Origin of the sequence: Flavobacterium sp. W20_MBD1_R3 (assembly GCF_052119725.1) — a bacterium.
Taxonomy (GTDB): domain Bacteria; phylum Bacteroidota; class Bacteroidia; order Flavobacteriales; family Flavobacteriaceae; genus Flavobacterium.
Genome location: NZ_JBGQOR010000001.1, coordinates 57704 through 73987, shown reverse-complemented (window position 1 = coordinate 73987; position 16284 = coordinate 57704). Strand labels below are relative to the sequence as shown.

General features: G+C 34.4%; 15 protein-coding genes. 6 read left to right on the top strand and 9 right to left on the bottom strand.

Annotated elements, in window-relative coordinates:
* The first annotated feature begins 21 nt into the window (after positions 1-21).
* Positions 22-702: a uracil-DNA glycosylase gene (gene ung, locus ACEN2F_RS00330; RefSeq protein WP_441734586.1), complete on the top strand. Its 681-nt coding sequence runs from the start codon at positions 22-24 to the stop codon at positions 700-702.
* 468 nt (positions 703-1170) lie between these two features.
* Here the strand turns inward: ung and ACEN2F_RS00325 are convergent, their stop codons facing one another.
* From ACEN2F_RS00325 to ACEN2F_RS00305, 5 genes are all read right to left on the bottom strand, one after another.
* Positions 1171-1545: a DUF4258 domain-containing protein gene (locus ACEN2F_RS00325; RefSeq protein ID WP_441734584.1), complete on the bottom strand. Its 375-nt coding sequence runs from the start codon at positions 1543-1545 to the stop codon at positions 1171-1173.
* A 35-nt stretch (positions 1546-1580) separates the two neighbouring features.
* Entirely contained in the window at positions 1581-2780 is a 1200-nt protein-coding gene (locus ACEN2F_RS00320) for an alanine dehydrogenase (RefSeq protein WP_441734581.1), read from the bottom strand.
* Positions 2781-2874: 94 nt separating this feature from the next.
* Positions 2875-3348, bottom strand: a complete 474-nt coding sequence (locus tag ACEN2F_RS00315; RefSeq protein WP_441734579.1) for a GNAT family N-acetyltransferase — start codon at positions 3346-3348, stop codon at positions 2875-2877.
* Between the two features lie 8 nt (positions 3349-3356).
* On the bottom strand, positions 3357-3764 hold the full coding sequence (gene tsaE, locus ACEN2F_RS00310; protein WP_441734577.1) for a tRNA (adenosine(37)-N6)-threonylcarbamoyltransferase complex ATPase subunit type 1 TsaE: 408 nt from the start codon (positions 3762-3764) through the stop codon (positions 3357-3359).
* A gap of 142 nt (positions 3765-3906) precedes the next feature.
* Positions 3907-5460, bottom strand: coding sequence for a PglZ domain-containing protein (locus ACEN2F_RS00305; RefSeq protein WP_441734574.1), 1554 nt, complete (start codon positions 5458-5460; stop codon positions 3907-3909).
* Between the two features lie 898 nt (positions 5461-6358).
* Here ACEN2F_RS00305 and ACEN2F_RS00300 point away from each other — a divergent pair.
* Genes ACEN2F_RS00300 through ACEN2F_RS00290 form a run of 3 tightly spaced genes read left to right on the top strand, consistent with a single transcriptional unit; the run spans position 6359 to position 7549 of the window.
* Complete coding sequence (locus tag ACEN2F_RS00300; RefSeq protein WP_441734571.1) at positions 6359-6640, top strand: hypothetical protein; 282 nt, start codon at positions 6359-6361, stop codon at positions 6638-6640.
* Between the two features lie 18 nt (positions 6641-6658).
* Positions 6659-7198, top strand: coding sequence for a GNAT family N-acetyltransferase (locus tag ACEN2F_RS00295; protein WP_441734568.1), 540 nt, complete (start codon positions 6659-6661; stop codon positions 7196-7198).
* A 24-nt stretch (positions 7199-7222) separates the two neighbouring features.
* Positions 7223-7549, top strand: coding sequence for a hypothetical protein (locus ACEN2F_RS00290; protein WP_441734566.1), 327 nt, complete (start codon positions 7223-7225; stop codon positions 7547-7549).
* Between the two features lie 106 nt (positions 7550-7655).
* Here the strand turns inward: ACEN2F_RS00290 and ACEN2F_RS00285 are convergent, their stop codons facing one another.
* The 4 genes from ACEN2F_RS00285 to ACEN2F_RS00270 are packed head-to-tail and all read right to left on the bottom strand — an operon-like array spanning position 7656 to position 13892.
* Positions 7656-9068: an efflux transporter outer membrane subunit gene (locus tag ACEN2F_RS00285; RefSeq protein ID WP_441734564.1), complete on the bottom strand. Its 1413-nt coding sequence runs from the start codon at positions 9066-9068 to the stop codon at positions 7656-7658.
* On the bottom strand, positions 9058-12228 hold the full coding sequence (locus tag ACEN2F_RS00280; protein ID WP_441734561.1) for an efflux RND transporter permease subunit: 3171 nt from the start codon (positions 12226-12228) through the stop codon (positions 9058-9060). Before ACEN2F_RS00280 ends, ACEN2F_RS00285 begins: the two co-directional genes overlap by 11 nt.
* Positions 12229-12261: 33 nt before the next feature.
* Positions 12262-13368, bottom strand: coding sequence for an efflux RND transporter periplasmic adaptor subunit (locus tag ACEN2F_RS00275; protein ID WP_441734558.1), 1107 nt, complete (start codon positions 13366-13368; stop codon positions 12262-12264).
* A 23-nt stretch (positions 13369-13391) separates the two neighbouring features.
* The gene (locus ACEN2F_RS00270) at positions 13392-13892 is read right to left on the bottom strand and encodes a GbsR/MarR family transcriptional regulator (protein ID WP_441734555.1); all 501 of its coding nucleotides are present in this window, start codon (positions 13890-13892) and stop codon (positions 13392-13394) included.
* Between the two features lie 240 nt (positions 13893-14132).
* On the opposite strand from ACEN2F_RS00270, the gene ACEN2F_RS00265 reads away from it, so the two are divergent.
* Entirely contained in the window at positions 14133-14927 is a 795-nt protein-coding gene (locus tag ACEN2F_RS00265) for a 3-keto-disaccharide hydrolase (RefSeq protein ID WP_441734552.1), read from the top strand.
* A gap of 121 nt (positions 14928-15048) precedes the next feature.
* Complete coding sequence (locus tag ACEN2F_RS00260; RefSeq protein WP_441734550.1) at positions 15049-16278, top strand: HD domain-containing protein; 1230 nt, start codon at positions 15049-15051, stop codon at positions 16276-16278.
* The last annotated feature ends 6 nt before the right edge of the window (positions 16279-16284 follow it).

Sequence of the window (16284 nt, the reverse complement as noted above, 5' to 3'; positions counted from 1 at the left end):
TTTGCTTTTTAATATTTAACTATGCAGATCAATCTCAATCCCACTTGGCAATCCATTTTATCTGATGAAATCCGTAAAACCTATTTTCAGGAATTAATGGAAACTGTTGATGAGGAATATAAAAGTCATACCTGTTATCCTCCGAAAGAATTGATTTTTGCTGCGTTTAATTATTGCAGTTTCAAAGATGTAAAAGTGGTTATTATTGGTCAAGATCCGTATCACGGCAAGGGCGAAGCCAATGGTTTGTGTTTCTCTGTGAATGATGGTGTTCGAATTCCGCCTTCGTTACGTAATATTTTCAGGGAAATGAGTGAGGATTTGGCAACTATTTTCATGCCCACTTCCGGTAATTTAGAAGCTTGGGCAAAGCAGGGTGTTTTATTGTTAAATACCTCGCTGACGGTTAGAGAAGACAATGCGAATAGTCATAAACACTTAAAATGGAATCTTTTTACGGATGCAGTTATCCAAAAAATTTCGGAAGAAAAAGAGCATGTTGTTTTCTTGCTTTGGGGGAATTTCGCCCATAAAAAAGGACTCAAAATAGATCGAACAAAACATCTGGTTCTAGAGTCAGGACATCCATCGCCAATGAGTGCAAATCAAGGAAAGTGGTTTGGTAACAAGCATTTCAGCAAAACAAATGTTTATCTACAGCAAAACGGATTAAAATTAATAAACTGGATTTCAGTTGATTAAAGGAAATACTTGCACTGGCTTTAAATTCTAACTAAACTTTTTGTCAGTTCGTGTGGTTTTGCTACAGAATTGGTCCTGAAGCAAGAAAGGTTTTAATTCAAACTAATATTTGATGCCAGTCGCGGCGAATGAAGAGCGAATTAGAAAGTTTTATTCTGGTTAATTCCTCAAAAACAACGGATTTTATTTTTTTTAAATACGAAGTTTCAATTACGCGGTTTTGAGCAATATTATTCCTTTTTTTCTACAAAAATAAATTAAATTGATATTTTTGATAAATGTAATTACTGAATTAAATGAAGTATTGAAAGATGTATATTGTTGTTTTATAATCGTTTGCGTGAGTGATGGAAGTGGAGCTCTTTTTTAAGAGGCGTTTTAGCCTTTCTGAAAAAAGCGGGAACGTACAGCACGACCCGAAGTTTTCACGAAGGGTCACGCCCAAAATAAAATTATGATATTATAACGTTAATTTTTTATAATATCCTCTAAAACGGCTCTGTCTGCGTAATTGATTACTTTTAAAATAACTTCTTGCTTTTTGATCGTTTGACCTTCAATAATGTACAGCTTTCCTTTTTTTAGATCGGTATTACTTTGGTCAAAATCCACATCGCCAAACTTTAAAGTATTTTTTATATCGGCAGTGTCAATCCATTTTTCGGCTAAAATCACCGAAGCTTTATCTGAATAATAAAAGGGTTTGTTTCTTAAATCATTTAGCACTCTTGCGTTTGGAAAATAATTACAGCGGGTGTCTTTGCCACTAAAAACTAATGCTACAAAAAACAGACCTATTACTAAACCTACCAAATAGTAGGCAAAACGATTTATAAAATTCATAAATTAAATTTTTGCAAAGGTAGCTGAAAGTTTTCTTAAAAAACAATTAAATTGATATCGTTATAAGGCAAGTCAAACCAGTCACCAATTGCGCTGTTTGTCAAAATTCCGTGGTACATATAGACGCCATTTTTTAGGCCTTTGTCGCAGCGGATTGCAATTTCGATTCCACCATCTTCGGCAATTTTCATCAAATAGGGCGATATAATGTTGCTTATTGAGAGTGATGCAGTTTTTGAATATCGAGATGGAATATTGGGCACGCAATAATGCAAAACATTGTTTTTGATGAATGTTGGTTTTTCGTGGGACGTGACTTCTGAAGTTTCAAAACAACCTCCGGTATCAATGCTTACATCAACTATTACAGCACCAATTTTCATGTGTTCTACCATTGATTCTGTTACAATAACAGGACAACGATCTTTTCCTCGCATAGCACCAATGGCAACGTCACAACGTCTTAAAGCCTTTAATAAAGCCTTTGGCTGTATAGTAGAAGTAAAAATTCGTTGATTCAAATTATTCTGCAAACGACGTAATTTAGTAATAGAATTATCAAAAACTTTGACACTAGCACCTAAACCAATAGCGGTTTTAGCTGCAAATTCTCCAACAGTTCCTGCTCCCAGGATAACCACATCAGTGGGAGGGACGCCAGTAATATTGCCAAATAATAATCCTTTTCCGAACTCATTAGTGATCATTAACTCGGCCGCGATCAATATCGATGCTGTTCCTGCAATTTCGCTTAAGGATTTTACTGCGGGATAGGTTCCGTCCTCGTCTTTTATATATTCAAAAGCGAGCGCCGTAATTTTCTTTTTGGCTAGAGCCTCAAAATAAGTTTTCTTACGGGTTTTTAATTGAATTGCCGAAAGAAGAATCGTTTGTGGACTCATCATTTCTATTTCCGCAAGTGTGGCTGGTTCTACTTTTAGAATCATTGGGCAACTGAATACTTTTTTAGTATCACTAGTAATTTCAGCACCTGCATCACTATATTCTTTGTCAGAATAACTGGAACTCAATCCCGCACCCGCCTCAATCATCACCCGATGGCCATGATACGTGATGGCGGTAACAGCATCTGGTGTTAGGCAAATTCGGCGTTCTTGATGACTGGTTTCTTTAGGAATACCAATAAAAAGTTCACTTTTTTGTCTTGCAATCTCCAGTTTTTCCTCTTGAGGTAAAAGCTGCTGTTTAGTAAATGGAGTTATGGTTATTGACATTGATGTTGTTAAATTAAGTGTACAATTTACGTAAAAAGTTTTATAAACGGCGCAAATTCAATCTTGATAAATTCGTGTCAAACACGACTAAATCTTAGTGAATCATTCGTTCCATTTTTATATCGGCTCGCTCATAAATGCCGTTTTCCAAAGCGACTTCTACGAAACCAAATTTTTTATATAGATAAATAGCTGAAAGTAATTTTCGGTTTGAATATAAAATTAATTTTGCTATTCCTTTTGCTTCGGCAACAGCAAGACAATGCAACATTAGTTTTTTACCAATTCCCAATCCTTGCACACCAGCTGTTACAGCCATTTTGCTCAACTCGAAAGTGGTGTTGTCGATTTTTATTAATGAAACTGTGCCTACGATTTCATCTTTATATTTCGCATAAAAAATCATTCCGCCTTTATCTATTATCTGACCTTGAGGGTCCGAAAGTACAAGTTCATCTTTGGGTTCAACCCTGAAATGTTTTTGCAACCATTCCAGATTTAATGTTTTTATTGAAGTTGTAAAATCCGTTGAAAATGGAATGATTACAACCATATTATCTGTTTTCATAATGACTTTTAGCTTAGCGTTAAAGACCGTTTACCATCAGCAAGCAGCGAAATATTGATAACCGAATGCATAAGTGGAATTAGATTTGGAATCTTTTCCGCCCATTCTATAAAGCACCAATTACCGGAATACAAATAATCATCAATTCCCATATCTAAAGCTTCTTCTTCTTTATTTAATCTATAAAAATCAAAATGATAAACCAACTGATTGTCATCAGCTTCGTATTCATTAACTAAAGAAAAGGTTGGACTGCTTGTAGGACCAGTTACTCCCAACGTTTTGCACAATTGCTTGATTAATGTTGTTTTTCCAACACCCATTTCCCCATGAAAAAGCATCACTTTTTTGGGGTTATTCGCTATGATTTTTTGCGCAACTTCCTCGAGTTGGTCAATAGAAAAAATGATGTTCATGATTTAAGTGTTTATTAATCTGCAGTTAATATGTCATTGCGAGGAACGAAGCAATCGCACTAAAAAGGGAAGAAGTTGAGCAACTTAATGTGATTGCTTCGTTCCTCGCAATGAACAATAAAAACTGAGACTGACTACTTTATTATTTCGGATTAAAAACTAAAAACGGAATAATCATTTCTTCCAATGAAATTCCACCGTGCTGATATGTGTTTTTGTAATAACTCACATAATGATTGTAATTGTTGACATACGCCAAGAACAAATCATTTTTTGCAAAAATATAAGAACTACTCATATTTATGGTAGGCAAACCGATATTTTTTGGCTCTTTCACTGCATAAACATCTTTGTGTTCGTAGGTCAAACTACGTCCGGTTTTGTATCGTAAGTTTAAACTCGTGTTTTTGTCACCCACCACTTTCGATGGATTTTTCACATTTATTGTACCGTGATCCGTGGTTAAAATCAACTTGAAACCCATTTTTTGGGCCTGTTGAATGATTTCTAATAGGGGGGAATTCTTAAACCAGCTCAACGTCAATGATCGGTACGCTTTATCATCTGAGGCTAGTTCTTTCACGACGTCCATCTCCGTTTTGGCATGGGAAAGCATATCTACAAAATTATAGACTACGGTAACTAAATCATTATCTTTTAAAGATTTAAAACCCTCTGCTAATTTTTTTCCCGCGGCAAGACTGGTTATTTTAAAATAATCTTCCTTGATATTTAACCCCAATCGTTTTAATTGTGCTTTCAAAAATTCTGCTTCAAAAAGGTTTTTTCCGCCTTCTTCGGGGTCATTTTTCCAGTATTTTGGAAACTGTTTTTCCATTTCTAGTGGCGTTAAACCAGAGAAAATAGCGTTTCTCGCATACTGCGTCGCCGTAGGAAGAATAGAGTAGTAGGGTACCTCTTTTTCTAATTTATAGTAATTTCCAACGACACTTTCAAAAGTTTTCCACTGGTCGTAACGCAGGTTGTCAATAACGACAAACAAAATAGGCTTGTCCTTTTTCTTGAGTTCAGGAAGTACTAATTCTTTGAATAACGTGTGCGATTGAACCGGTTTATCGGCTTTTGGTGCAAACCAATCCTCGTAATTGCGCTCAATGAATTTGCCAAATTGTGAATTGGCTTCTGTTTTCTGGGATTCTAGAATTTCAACCATACTCTGATCATTGATGTTTTCCAGTTCCAGCTCCCAAAAAATCAATTTTTTATACAATTCAATCCAGTCTTCATAGGAATTAACCATAGCCATTTCCATCGTGATTTTTCTAAATTCCTTCTGATAATCAAGCGTTGTTTTTTGCGAAATCAATCGGGAATGATCTAGATTTTTTTTCAAACTCAACAAAATCTGGTTCGGATTTACGGGTTTGATCAAATAATCAGCAATTTTAGAACCTATGGCTTCCTCCATGATATCTTCTTCCTCGCTTTTTGTAATCATAATCATTGGAACCGAAGATTTTTTTTCCTTCATTTCTGACAGTGTTTCCAAACCGCTCATTCCAGGCATATTTTCATCTAAAAAAACAATATCAAAATTATTTTTTTCAAAAATTACAATCGCATCTAATCCATTATTACAGGTCGTTACCTCGTAATTTTTTTTTTCCAGAAATAATATATGTGGTTTCAAAAGGTCGATTTCATCATCAACCCAAAGTATTTTTATTTTGTCCATAAGTTGCAGTTCCAAGAGTTTGAAAGTACTCAATTAAAAAGCCAAATTACATTTTTTTGCAACGGCTACCTGCTAATATTATTATAATTTTTTAACAGCTTAAAACTTTGATTTTTGTTCCCTGAGATAGCTTTTTTTATTTCAAATTTTTTACGGGCGTGTCCCGTACTCCGTAAACTACTTCCGGGGCGGGCTGTCCGCTGTATCCACGCTAAAAAGCGTGGGATGCCGCTTCCATCCCTCACGCAGTGCCACTAATCATTGAAGTATATCATTCTAATTTAGGTATCAAAAACGCAATGGTTATAAATAATTGATTCATCATAATAGTACTGACAGCTTTATAAATAAACAAATCAAAAACAATTAGAATAATTTTTGAAGGTAAAAAAAGAATCAATTCCTTATAAATAGCAGCAGTAGTTAAGAATAAACAGCTTCATGCGTCTAAGAAGCAAAAAGTATTTACCGTCACAACTATCAACACGAGTTTATACAACAGATAGAAGAATGAAAAAAAATTTTAAGCATTGCAACAAAGTAATCCGTACAAATCATTGAAATCTATAATATAGAAATTAGATGGTTGTCGTAATTACGCCATTAAATTTTAGCCATTACTTTACTTCGAAATGCTACAAACTTACAATCTTTAAGTCTGTCAATAAAAAACTATGAATTTTATGCAAGCTGTTGTGTGTTCCTTAAAGGAAAAATAAAGATAGTCCGATGAAGCGAATTAAAAGATAGTCAAACAAAGTAAAAAATTAATATAAAATTGGCAGTAACAAAGTGCGAAGATTTTATTTTTGTATGTAGTATAAAAGCGAATAAAATTGAATCCATTTTTGATTTGCAATTGTATTTAAATGTAGTAGTAATTAAAATTTAAACAAGTATGACCGAAGATTTTATAAACATAGACAAAGAAGCTATCGCAACGCTTAAATTTCCTAAAACCGATGTTTTAAAAGAAGTCGAGGAAATAAAAATTAGAACCGGTGAGATCAACAGAGCTTTAGCACTGGGTAATTTAGAGCATTCGAAACTTAAAATTTTCTTTGAAGACAACGAATCCAAGAAAGTTGTAGATACTACTGTTTGGGCTGTTACGGACAAAAATGTTATCTTGAAGCAAGGTGTGATGATTCCTATTCACAGAATATATAAACTGTTTTAGTATTATAAGAAACAAAAAATGAACAACCTAATTCTCAAAACAGAACGATTAATACTAAGACCAATCACGCTATTGGATTTGGATTATATTCACGAATTACATTCTTTGAAAGAAACTGATGAGTTCAATACTTTAGGAATTCCGGAAAATATTGAAGAAACAAAACTGGTTTTAGAAAAGTGGATTTTTGAAAATAATAAAGACCTTACGACCTATTTTACTTTTGTGGTCGAATTAAATACCGGAAACCAAATTATAGGGTTAATTGGAATCAATTTGGGGAAAGTAAAATATAAAAATGCTGAAGTTTGGTTTAAATTCCACAAAGACCATTGGAACAAAGGGTATGCTACAGAATCTTTAAAAGAAATTCTCCGTTTTGGTTTCAATAAACTTACTCTGCATAGGATTGAAGCGGGTTGTGCTATTGGGAATGTTGGTTCCATACATGTTTTAGAAAAAACAGGAATGACCAGAGAAGCTCATACCCGAAAATTATTGCCGTTATCATCCGGCTGGTCCGATAATTACGGTTACGCTATTTTAGCAACTGATTAGTAAAATTAAACTAAAAACCACACTATGAAATTTACCACAATCAATCTTGGAAACAATAAAATTGAAGTTTTTAATTCTTTTATCGGAAGAGAAACGATAGTACTCAACGGAAAAGTAGTCTCGGAGAAAAATTCGATTACTGGAGCAACACATCATTTTAAAATAATTGAAAATGATCAAGAAGTAGCGTGTAAATTTATTTTTGGTTATGGACTAAACGGAGTGGTAATGAGTTTATACAAAGACAACAAACCAGTAATTGAGTCCGAAAAAAGTATGTTCTTTGGATTTGTATTTCTGATGCTGATTGCGTTTGGATTTATATCTATTTACAACTTGATTCTTAACTAAGAAATTAAAAAACAAGATTTTAGATTAAATAACAAAACCACTGCCGGTACAAAGAGCAGTGGTTTTGAAGAAACAGGAATTAATAATATTTAGTCAAGCAATTATATTATTGCCAGCCACCTCCAAGGGCTCTGTACAATTGAATTATTGCTTTATATTGTTGGAATCTATTATCTATTAAGTTTAGTTCGGCATTTAATGCGTTGTCTTTTACAGTCAAAACTTCTAAATAATTAGCTAAACCGTATGTCAATAATTCATCTGAATAATCGGTGGCTTTGTTCAAAGCATCGACTTGTTTTTCTCTAACGGTAAGTTTATACGTCTCATTATTGTATTGCGCCAATGCATCCGATACTTCCTTTCCGGCGGTCAACAAAGACTGCTCAAACTGAAGATAGGCTTTTTCCTGATTGGTTTTTGCAATTTCGAACCTCGTTTTAATTTGTCGTTGATTAAAAATAGGTTGTGTCAGTCCTGAAATTACAGTTGCAAAAAGCGAATTAGCACTGAACCATTCTTTTAAATCAATGCTCTGAAGTCCACCCGTCGCTGTTAGTTTAAATGTTGGATAAAAATTACTTTTAGCAACATTGGTTTGTTCAAAACTTGAAATAAAATTGTATTCTGCTGCAATTACGTCAGGTCGGTTTCTTAGTAATGTTGCAGGTACGCCAAGTGTAATAGTAGGTTGAACGGATTGTGTTTCAAAAGTGCTTCTCTCAATTTTGGCAGAAGCTTCGCCCATAAGAATACTCATCATATTTTCAAGAATGATACCATTATTCTTGAGATCAGCAATGATAATTTCGGTGGCATATTTCTGTGCTTCGGTTTGCTTCACACCAACTTCAGTTACATTTCCTGCTTCTTTTAATGCTATAATTGTTTCAATACTTTGATTTCTATTGATCAAGGTGCGCTCCGCTAGTTTAATTTGCGCATCAACCGAAAGCAATTGGTAATAGATAGCTGCAAGGTTCGCAATCAATTGTGTTTTGACCACTTGATTGGCTGCTGTGGTTTGCATGTAAACTGCATTTGCTGCACGCTTATTACTTCTTATTTTTCCCCAAATATCTGCTTCCCAAGACAGATTTCCTGTAAACTGATATTGGTCCACATTCGTTGAACCACCGCCACCACTGATCAAGGCGCCAAATTGACTATTTTTAGAAAGTTCCTGATGTGTCCAATCTGCTCCCAAGGAAAAAGTTGGGAAATATCCGGCTTTCCCTTGTTTCATAGAAGCTTCGGCTGCTTGGATATTCTGCATTGCAATTCTGATATCAAGATTGTTTTTTAGTCCTTTTTTGATATAACCTTGTAGAAGTGGATCCGTGAAAACGGCATCCCAGGCAACATTAGCAAGTGAAGTACTGTCTTTTGAAACAATTTCAGTTCTATAAAGATTTTCGGTTTTTAATTCTGGCCTGTCATATTTTTTAGCAACAAAGCACGACTGCATTACTGTAGCAGATACAATAAGTATTGCTATTTTATTTAACTTATTCTTCATTTTCTTTGTTTAAAAGTGCAACATCTGAATCTTGGTTTACTGATGGAAGTGGTTTTGTAGAAATTTTTTCCTGTAAGGTTTGGAAAACGATAAATAAGACCGGTATTACAAAAATTCCAAAAATGGTTCCTATTAACATTCCGCCAATTGCCCCAGTACCAATAGAATTGTTTCCAACAGCTCCAGCTCCTTTGGCTAGCATCAAGGGTAACAATCCAAAAATAAATGCAAATGATGTCATCAATATAGGACGCAAACGTGCAACCGCACCAGTAATAGCAGCTTGAGCAATACTCATTCCTTTTTTTCTTGAATCTACAGAAAACTCGACTATCAAAATTGCATTCTTAGCGAGCAAGCCAATAAGCATAATAAGTGTTATTTGTAAATAAATATTATCAGTTACATCGAATAAATAAGCAAATAAGTATGCTCCTGCTAAACCAATTGGTAATGAAATCAGTACCGCAAAAGGCAACATATAGCTTTCATATTGAGCAGCTAACAAGAAATATACAAAAACTAAACACAGTAGAAAAATATACAACGTTTGATCGCCTGCACTTATTTCCTCGCGAGTCATCCCTGAAAACTCATACCCGTAACCAACAGGTAAAATTTCACTTGCCACTTCTTGAACCGCTTTTATGGCGTCACCTGAACTAAATCCTTCATTTGGAGCACCTGTGACTTTTACAGAAGTGAATAAATTGAAACGTTCTATTGCCTGAGGGCCAAATACTTTTACTAAAGTCACAAATTGTGAAATGGGGGCCATCTGACCTGCATTGTTTCTGACCAATACTTTATTTAATGATTCAGGATTATTCCTAAATTCAGGTTCAGCTTGGTAAACCACTCGAAATTGTTTTCCAAACTTATTAAAATTAGAGGCATAAACGCCACCATAATATCCTTGCATGGTTCCTAAAACGTCAGTAACACTCAAGCCTGCTTTTTTTATAGTAGCAACATTCAAATCAATTCGATATTGCGGATAATTTGGAGAAAAAGAGGTCGTCGCATATTTGATTTCGGGACGGCTGTTTAAAGCTCCTAAAAACTTATTGTTTACTTCACTTAACTCCTCAATTGTTCCTCCTTTTTGATCTTGTAATTGAAACTCAAAACCATTGGTATAACCAAAACCAACAAGTGTAGGACGAGCAAAATATAAGACTTTTGCATCTTTGACAGAAGCGGTTCGCTTAAATAATTCCTGTACAACTCCATTTATTTCCTGATTAGCCTCTTTACGTTCATCCCAAGTCTTTAACTTGACAATTATCATTCCGTAGTTACTACCAGTTCCGCTTATTAAACTACGACCTGAAATTCGAAGTACTTCTTTTATTTCAGGAATGTCTTTAACTTTATTTTCAATTTGTAACAAAACCTCCTCCGTTCTTTCCAAGGAAGTACCTGGTGGAAGTGAAACATCTGAAAGAATTGCCCCTGTATCCTCACCCGGAACAAAAGCTTTTGGTGTAATATTTAATAATAGGATAAAAATCCCTGCAAAGATGGCAATTCCTAAAAAAGCCAACCATTTACGTTTTATAAAAAATTCGACAGATCTTTTGTATTTAGCGGTTGTTGTTTCAAATCCAACATTAAATGCAGTATAAAAACGTTCTGCAAAACCTTTTTTCTTTGCACTTTTATTATGTTCTTTTAGAAAAATGGCACATAAAGCAGGCGAAAGTGTAAGGGCGTTAATAGCTGATAATACAATTGCAACTGCCAAAGTTATTCCAAACTGTTTGTAGAAAACTCCTGCTGATCCACTGATAAACGAAACAGGAATAAATACAGCCGACATTACAAGCGTAATGGAAATAATTGCGCTACTGATGTCCTGCATAGCACTGTGAGCTGCTTTTTTTGGATCATGTTCTCCAGCTTCCATTTTAGCATGGACGGCTTCAACCACGACAATGGCATCATCAACCACAATTCCCACAGCCAGTACTAAGGCAAAAAGCGTTAATAAATTAATGGTAAAGCCAAATAAACTTAGGAAAAAGAACGTTCCCACAATAGCAACCGGTACTGATATTGCAGGTATAAGGGTAGATCTCCAGTCTTGCAAGAAGATAAAAACGACTATAAACACTAATAAAAAGGCTTCAATTAAGGTATGAATTACTTTAGTTATAGATTCATCTAAGAAGTCGTTTGCATTAATTAATGTTGCATATTTTACCCCTTTTGGAAAACTTACTTCCGCTTCATCTAATACTTTTAAAGATCCTTCAATTACTTCTTGTGCATTAGATCCCGCGGTTTGTGCAATTGCAATCGCAATTGATTTGTTTCCATTTGTTAATGCATTACTGGCATAATTTACAGCTCCCAATTCAATTCTTGCAACATCGCCTAACTTGAGGATTTCTCCATTTTCGGTGGAACGAACAATAATTTCCTCGAATTCTTTTACATCTTGTAAACGTCCTTTATATTTTAATGCATATTGAAAAGATTGGTCTCCGCTTTCACCTAACTGACCCGGCGCTGCTTCAATATTTTGCTCAGCCAATAAAGCTGTTATATCAGAAGGGACAAGTCCATAAGCTCCCATTACATCTGGCTTTAGCCAAATACGCATCGAGTAGTCTTTTTGTCCAAAAATCATTGCTTCTCCAACTCCGGCTACACGTTTTATTTTTGGTAAAATATTGATGTTAGCATAATTTTGAAGAAAAGTATCATCATAATCTGGATTTTCACTGTATAATGATAAAATCAATATATTATCACTTTGCCTCTTTGAAGTTGTGACACCAGCCTTTGTAACTTCTTGAGGCAACAAAGGTGTAGCACGTGAAACTCGATTTTGCACATTCACAGCTGCAAAATCTGGATTTGTACCTAATTTAAAGAAAATATTAATGGCCGCCGAACCATCATTATTTGATGTCGAAGTCATATAAGTCATGTCTTCAACACCGTTAATTTGTTCTTCTAATGGGATTACTACCGAGCTCATTACGACTTCGGCACTTGCTCCTTGATAATTTGCTGATACAGTAACCGTGGGTGGCGCTATTTCTGGATATTGTGAAACTGGAAGTGAGATTAACCCTAAAACTCCCAAAATTACGATGATAATAGATATCACTGTTGACAATACAGGTCTGTCAATGAATTTTGAAAACATATTTTATTATTTATTCAATAGTTAATTTGTGAATTATTTTTTTGTTGGATTGATTATAGTCTTATAATCAACAACTTCTGGGGTAATAAGTGTTCCTTGAGTCACTATTCCAACTCCTTCGACAAGTATTTTATCGTTTATATTTAATCCGCTATCAACTACATAAAATTTACCTCCAGGAATTGCGCGAACTTCAATAGGAATCGCTTGTACTTTGTTGTTTTTATCCACAACAAGTGCAATGCGCTTATCTTGCAATTCTAATGTTACATTTTGCGGGATAATAATAATATCTTCTAAGTGGGTTGGGATTTGAATAGTTCCACTTGCTCCGGAACGCAATAATTTCTCCCCGTTAGCAAAACGTGCTCGCACATTAAACGACCCGGTTTGTGAATTGGCTTGTCCGCTAAAAGTTTCGATTTTACCCTTTTGCTCATATTGCATGCCGTTGCTTAGGATTAAATTGACCGCTTCCATTTTGTTTATTTTTTCTTGAAATGACTTTCCTGTCGCATTCAGCATGATATCCAATTGTTCTTTTTCATTTACTGAAAAATAGGCATAAATAGTGCTTACATCTGAAATTCGGGTTAAAGGCTCAGCAGTTTGACTGCTGACATAGCTCCCTAGTCTTAAGGGTAAAGTCCCTACAATTCCGTTAACCGGACTTTTAATAGTGGCATAATTAATTCTTGCAACGATACTCTGATAAGTGCTTTTGGCACTAGCTAAATTTGCTTTAGCAGCTTCCAATTGAACATCACTGATAATGTTGCGTTCTACTAAAGGAATTAAACGATTTACCTCCACTTGAGCCCCACTAATTTTTGCTTTTGCAGCTCCCGCTTCTTGGGTTGCTGTTTGTGTCTCTAATTTAAAAAGTAATTGCCCTTTTTTTACTTCTTGACCTTCTTTTACATAAATTTTTTCAATATATCCGTCTACTTTTGCACGAATGTCTATATCGGTAACACCTTCTAAACTGGTAGGATATTCAGCTAATAAAGTAGTATTCGATGTTTCTATCATGACCACTTTATAAGACATTGCAGGAGGAGCCTTTTGATCGGTTTCTTTTTTGCAGGAAAGCAAGCTTATTGATAACAAAATTACACTTATAAAATATTTCTTTTTCATACGGGACTATTTACTACTATTGATTAATTATTATTCTTACTATTATTGATTTCTATTTCTTTGAATTTTTCGATGGTTTTAATCAGTAGTTCTTCTACTTCACAAACATGGGCTTTATAGGCTTTTACATTTTCCATATTGCATTGTTCTTCTGGGCATGAAATCGTTTTTTCACGATACGCCTGAAGTTTATCAATTATTTGTTTTTCAAAGTCTAGTATTTTTAGATAATTAGTTAGTCTTTCACTAAACGGGCTGGACCTGAAATATTTTTTTCGATCACCAGTCAAGGTGTAATAGTTGATTTTGTCCATTTTTAGCAATAGGTTCAAATTGGTAGAAACGGAACTTTTACTGGCGCCTAATTTATCAACTATTTCTTCAAAAGTTAATCCTTTCTTACAGCCATCAATTATTAATAACCCCAATATTCTGGAACCAAGCGGGGACAAATTGTACATTAACTCAAAATGAATTCCGAACATTTCTATGAGTTCTTCTCTCTCTTTAGGTATATTGTTCATTTTATTTTTTTTGCAAAAGTAAACCTTAGTTCGGTAATTACCGAACTAAACGAACTTAAAATTATGTTAATTTTTTAACATAAAAAACACTGTTAGATAAACTTTTATTAGTGTTATGTAGGTATCATCAGTTGTTACTTTTTTTGTCAATAAAGCTTAAATTTAATAAAAAATGCTTATTATTGAAAAGTCAACTGTTACCCAATACTTATATTTTTATTAAACCAACCGAATTTAACTATGAAATCTAAAAACTTTAAGAACTCTTTTTTAATGATGGCCTTATTTTCTGCTACTGTAGCTATGGCGCAACACAAGTATGTAAATACTCCGCCAGAGGTTTCCCCAATGCCAATGAAACCTGAAATGACCGAGATTTGGGAACCAGAAGTCAAAGTTATTATGCCAGCTAAAACCATTGGAAATGCACCTTCTGATGCAATTATCTTATTTGATGGTAAAAACTTAGATCAGTGGGTGAGCCAGAAGGATATAAATAAACCTGCTGAATGGAAAATTATTGATAAAGACTATATGGAAGTTGTTCCCGGATCTGGCGCTATTCAAACCAAAATGACTTTTGGGGATTGTCAGTTACACTTAGAATGGAGTGCGCCAGATGTTGTTTTAGATGGAGGACAAGCAAGGGGCAATAGTGGTGTGTTTTTTCAAAATAGATATGAATTACAAATATTAGATTCCTATAATAACAGAACCTATAACAATGGTCAGGCTGGTAGTATTTACAAAGACCATCCACCATTAGTAAACGCGGTAAAAACACCATTAGAATGGAATGCCTACGATGTAATTTACACGGCGCCAAGGTTTAAAGTAGACGGAAAAATTGATGCACCGGCCAGAATAACCGTATTTTTGAATGGTGTTTTAGTACAAAATAATACTACCATCAACGGACTTACATTATACATAGGATTACATAATTATCCTTCGGCTCATGGTGATGATTTTATTTCGCTTCAAGATCATGATTCTAAAAATCAATTTAGAAATATCTGGATTAGAAAACTTTAAAACAATACTTACGGGGTGCTAAAAACACTCCGTTTTTTTTTTGACTTTAAATCCCAAAGTCGATTTTCCTGTTTTTAAAACTAATTTACTTACATTTGTTGACCCTAAAAAATACGTAATAGTGAGTCAAATCAATAAACTAAAAATATTCAATGATCCCATTTATGGGTTTATTACCATCCCAAATGCGTTAATTTACGATTTAATACAGCATCCTTATTTTCAACGTTTGCGTCGAATTTCTCAAATGGGATTGTCTTATTTAGTGTATCCTGGAGCAAATCATACTCGCTTTCATCATGCTTTAGGCTGTTTGCATTTAATGCAAAAAGCGGTTGATGTATTGCGTTTTAAAGGAATTTCACTCTCAAAAGAAGAAGAAAATGCGCTTTACATTGCCATTTTACTGCACGACATCGGTCATGGTCCTTTCTCACATGCAATGGAAAGAAGCATAGTCGAGGATGTGCATCACGAAGAAATTTCCTTATTATTCATGAATCAGTTAAACGTTGAGTTCAACGGGCAATTGAGTTTAGCCATTCAGGTTTTTAAAGGAGATTACGATCGAATATTTATGCTGCAACTCATTTCAAGTCAACTGGATATGGATCGAATGGATTATTTGAAACGAGACAGCTTTTATTCTGGTGTTTCAGAAGGGAATGTCAATTCAGAACGATTGATCCAAATGATGAATGTAGTGGATGATGTTTTGGTTATTGAAGAAAAGGGAATCTATTCTGTTGAAAAATTTTTAATGTCCAGACGGTTAATGTACTGGCAGGTCTATTTACATAAAACCAGTTTAGTGGCAGAGTTAATTTTGACGAAAGTCCTAAAAAGAGCTAAAGAATTGACCTTAAAAGGAATAAAATTACCTTGCAGCAAGCCTTTGTCTTTTTTTATGGAAAATAAAGTTACCATGGAAACCTTTGATGCTCAAACGCTAGATTTATTTGCTCAATTAGATGATTTTGATATTATTGGTGCTTTAAAAGCTTGGCAAAAAGAGGATGATTTTATTCTGTCGTCTTTGAGTAAAATGATTGTCAACCGTGATTTATTAAAAATAAAATTAACCAGCGAAAAAGTGGCTATTGAAGAATTACAGCCGCTCAAAGAGCGTTTTGCTTTAGAAAATAGTATTTCATTGCTGGAAACGAACTATTTTATTTTTAGAGGAAAGATAAAAAATCAGGCCTACAGTAAAAATGCAGAACCAATACGAATTTTGAATAAAGACAAAACAATTGAAGACGTTGTGGATGCCTCTGACCAATTGAATTTGAAATCATTATCTAAATCGGTAACTAAATATTACCTATGTTTTCCAAAACAACTGTTATAAATTCAG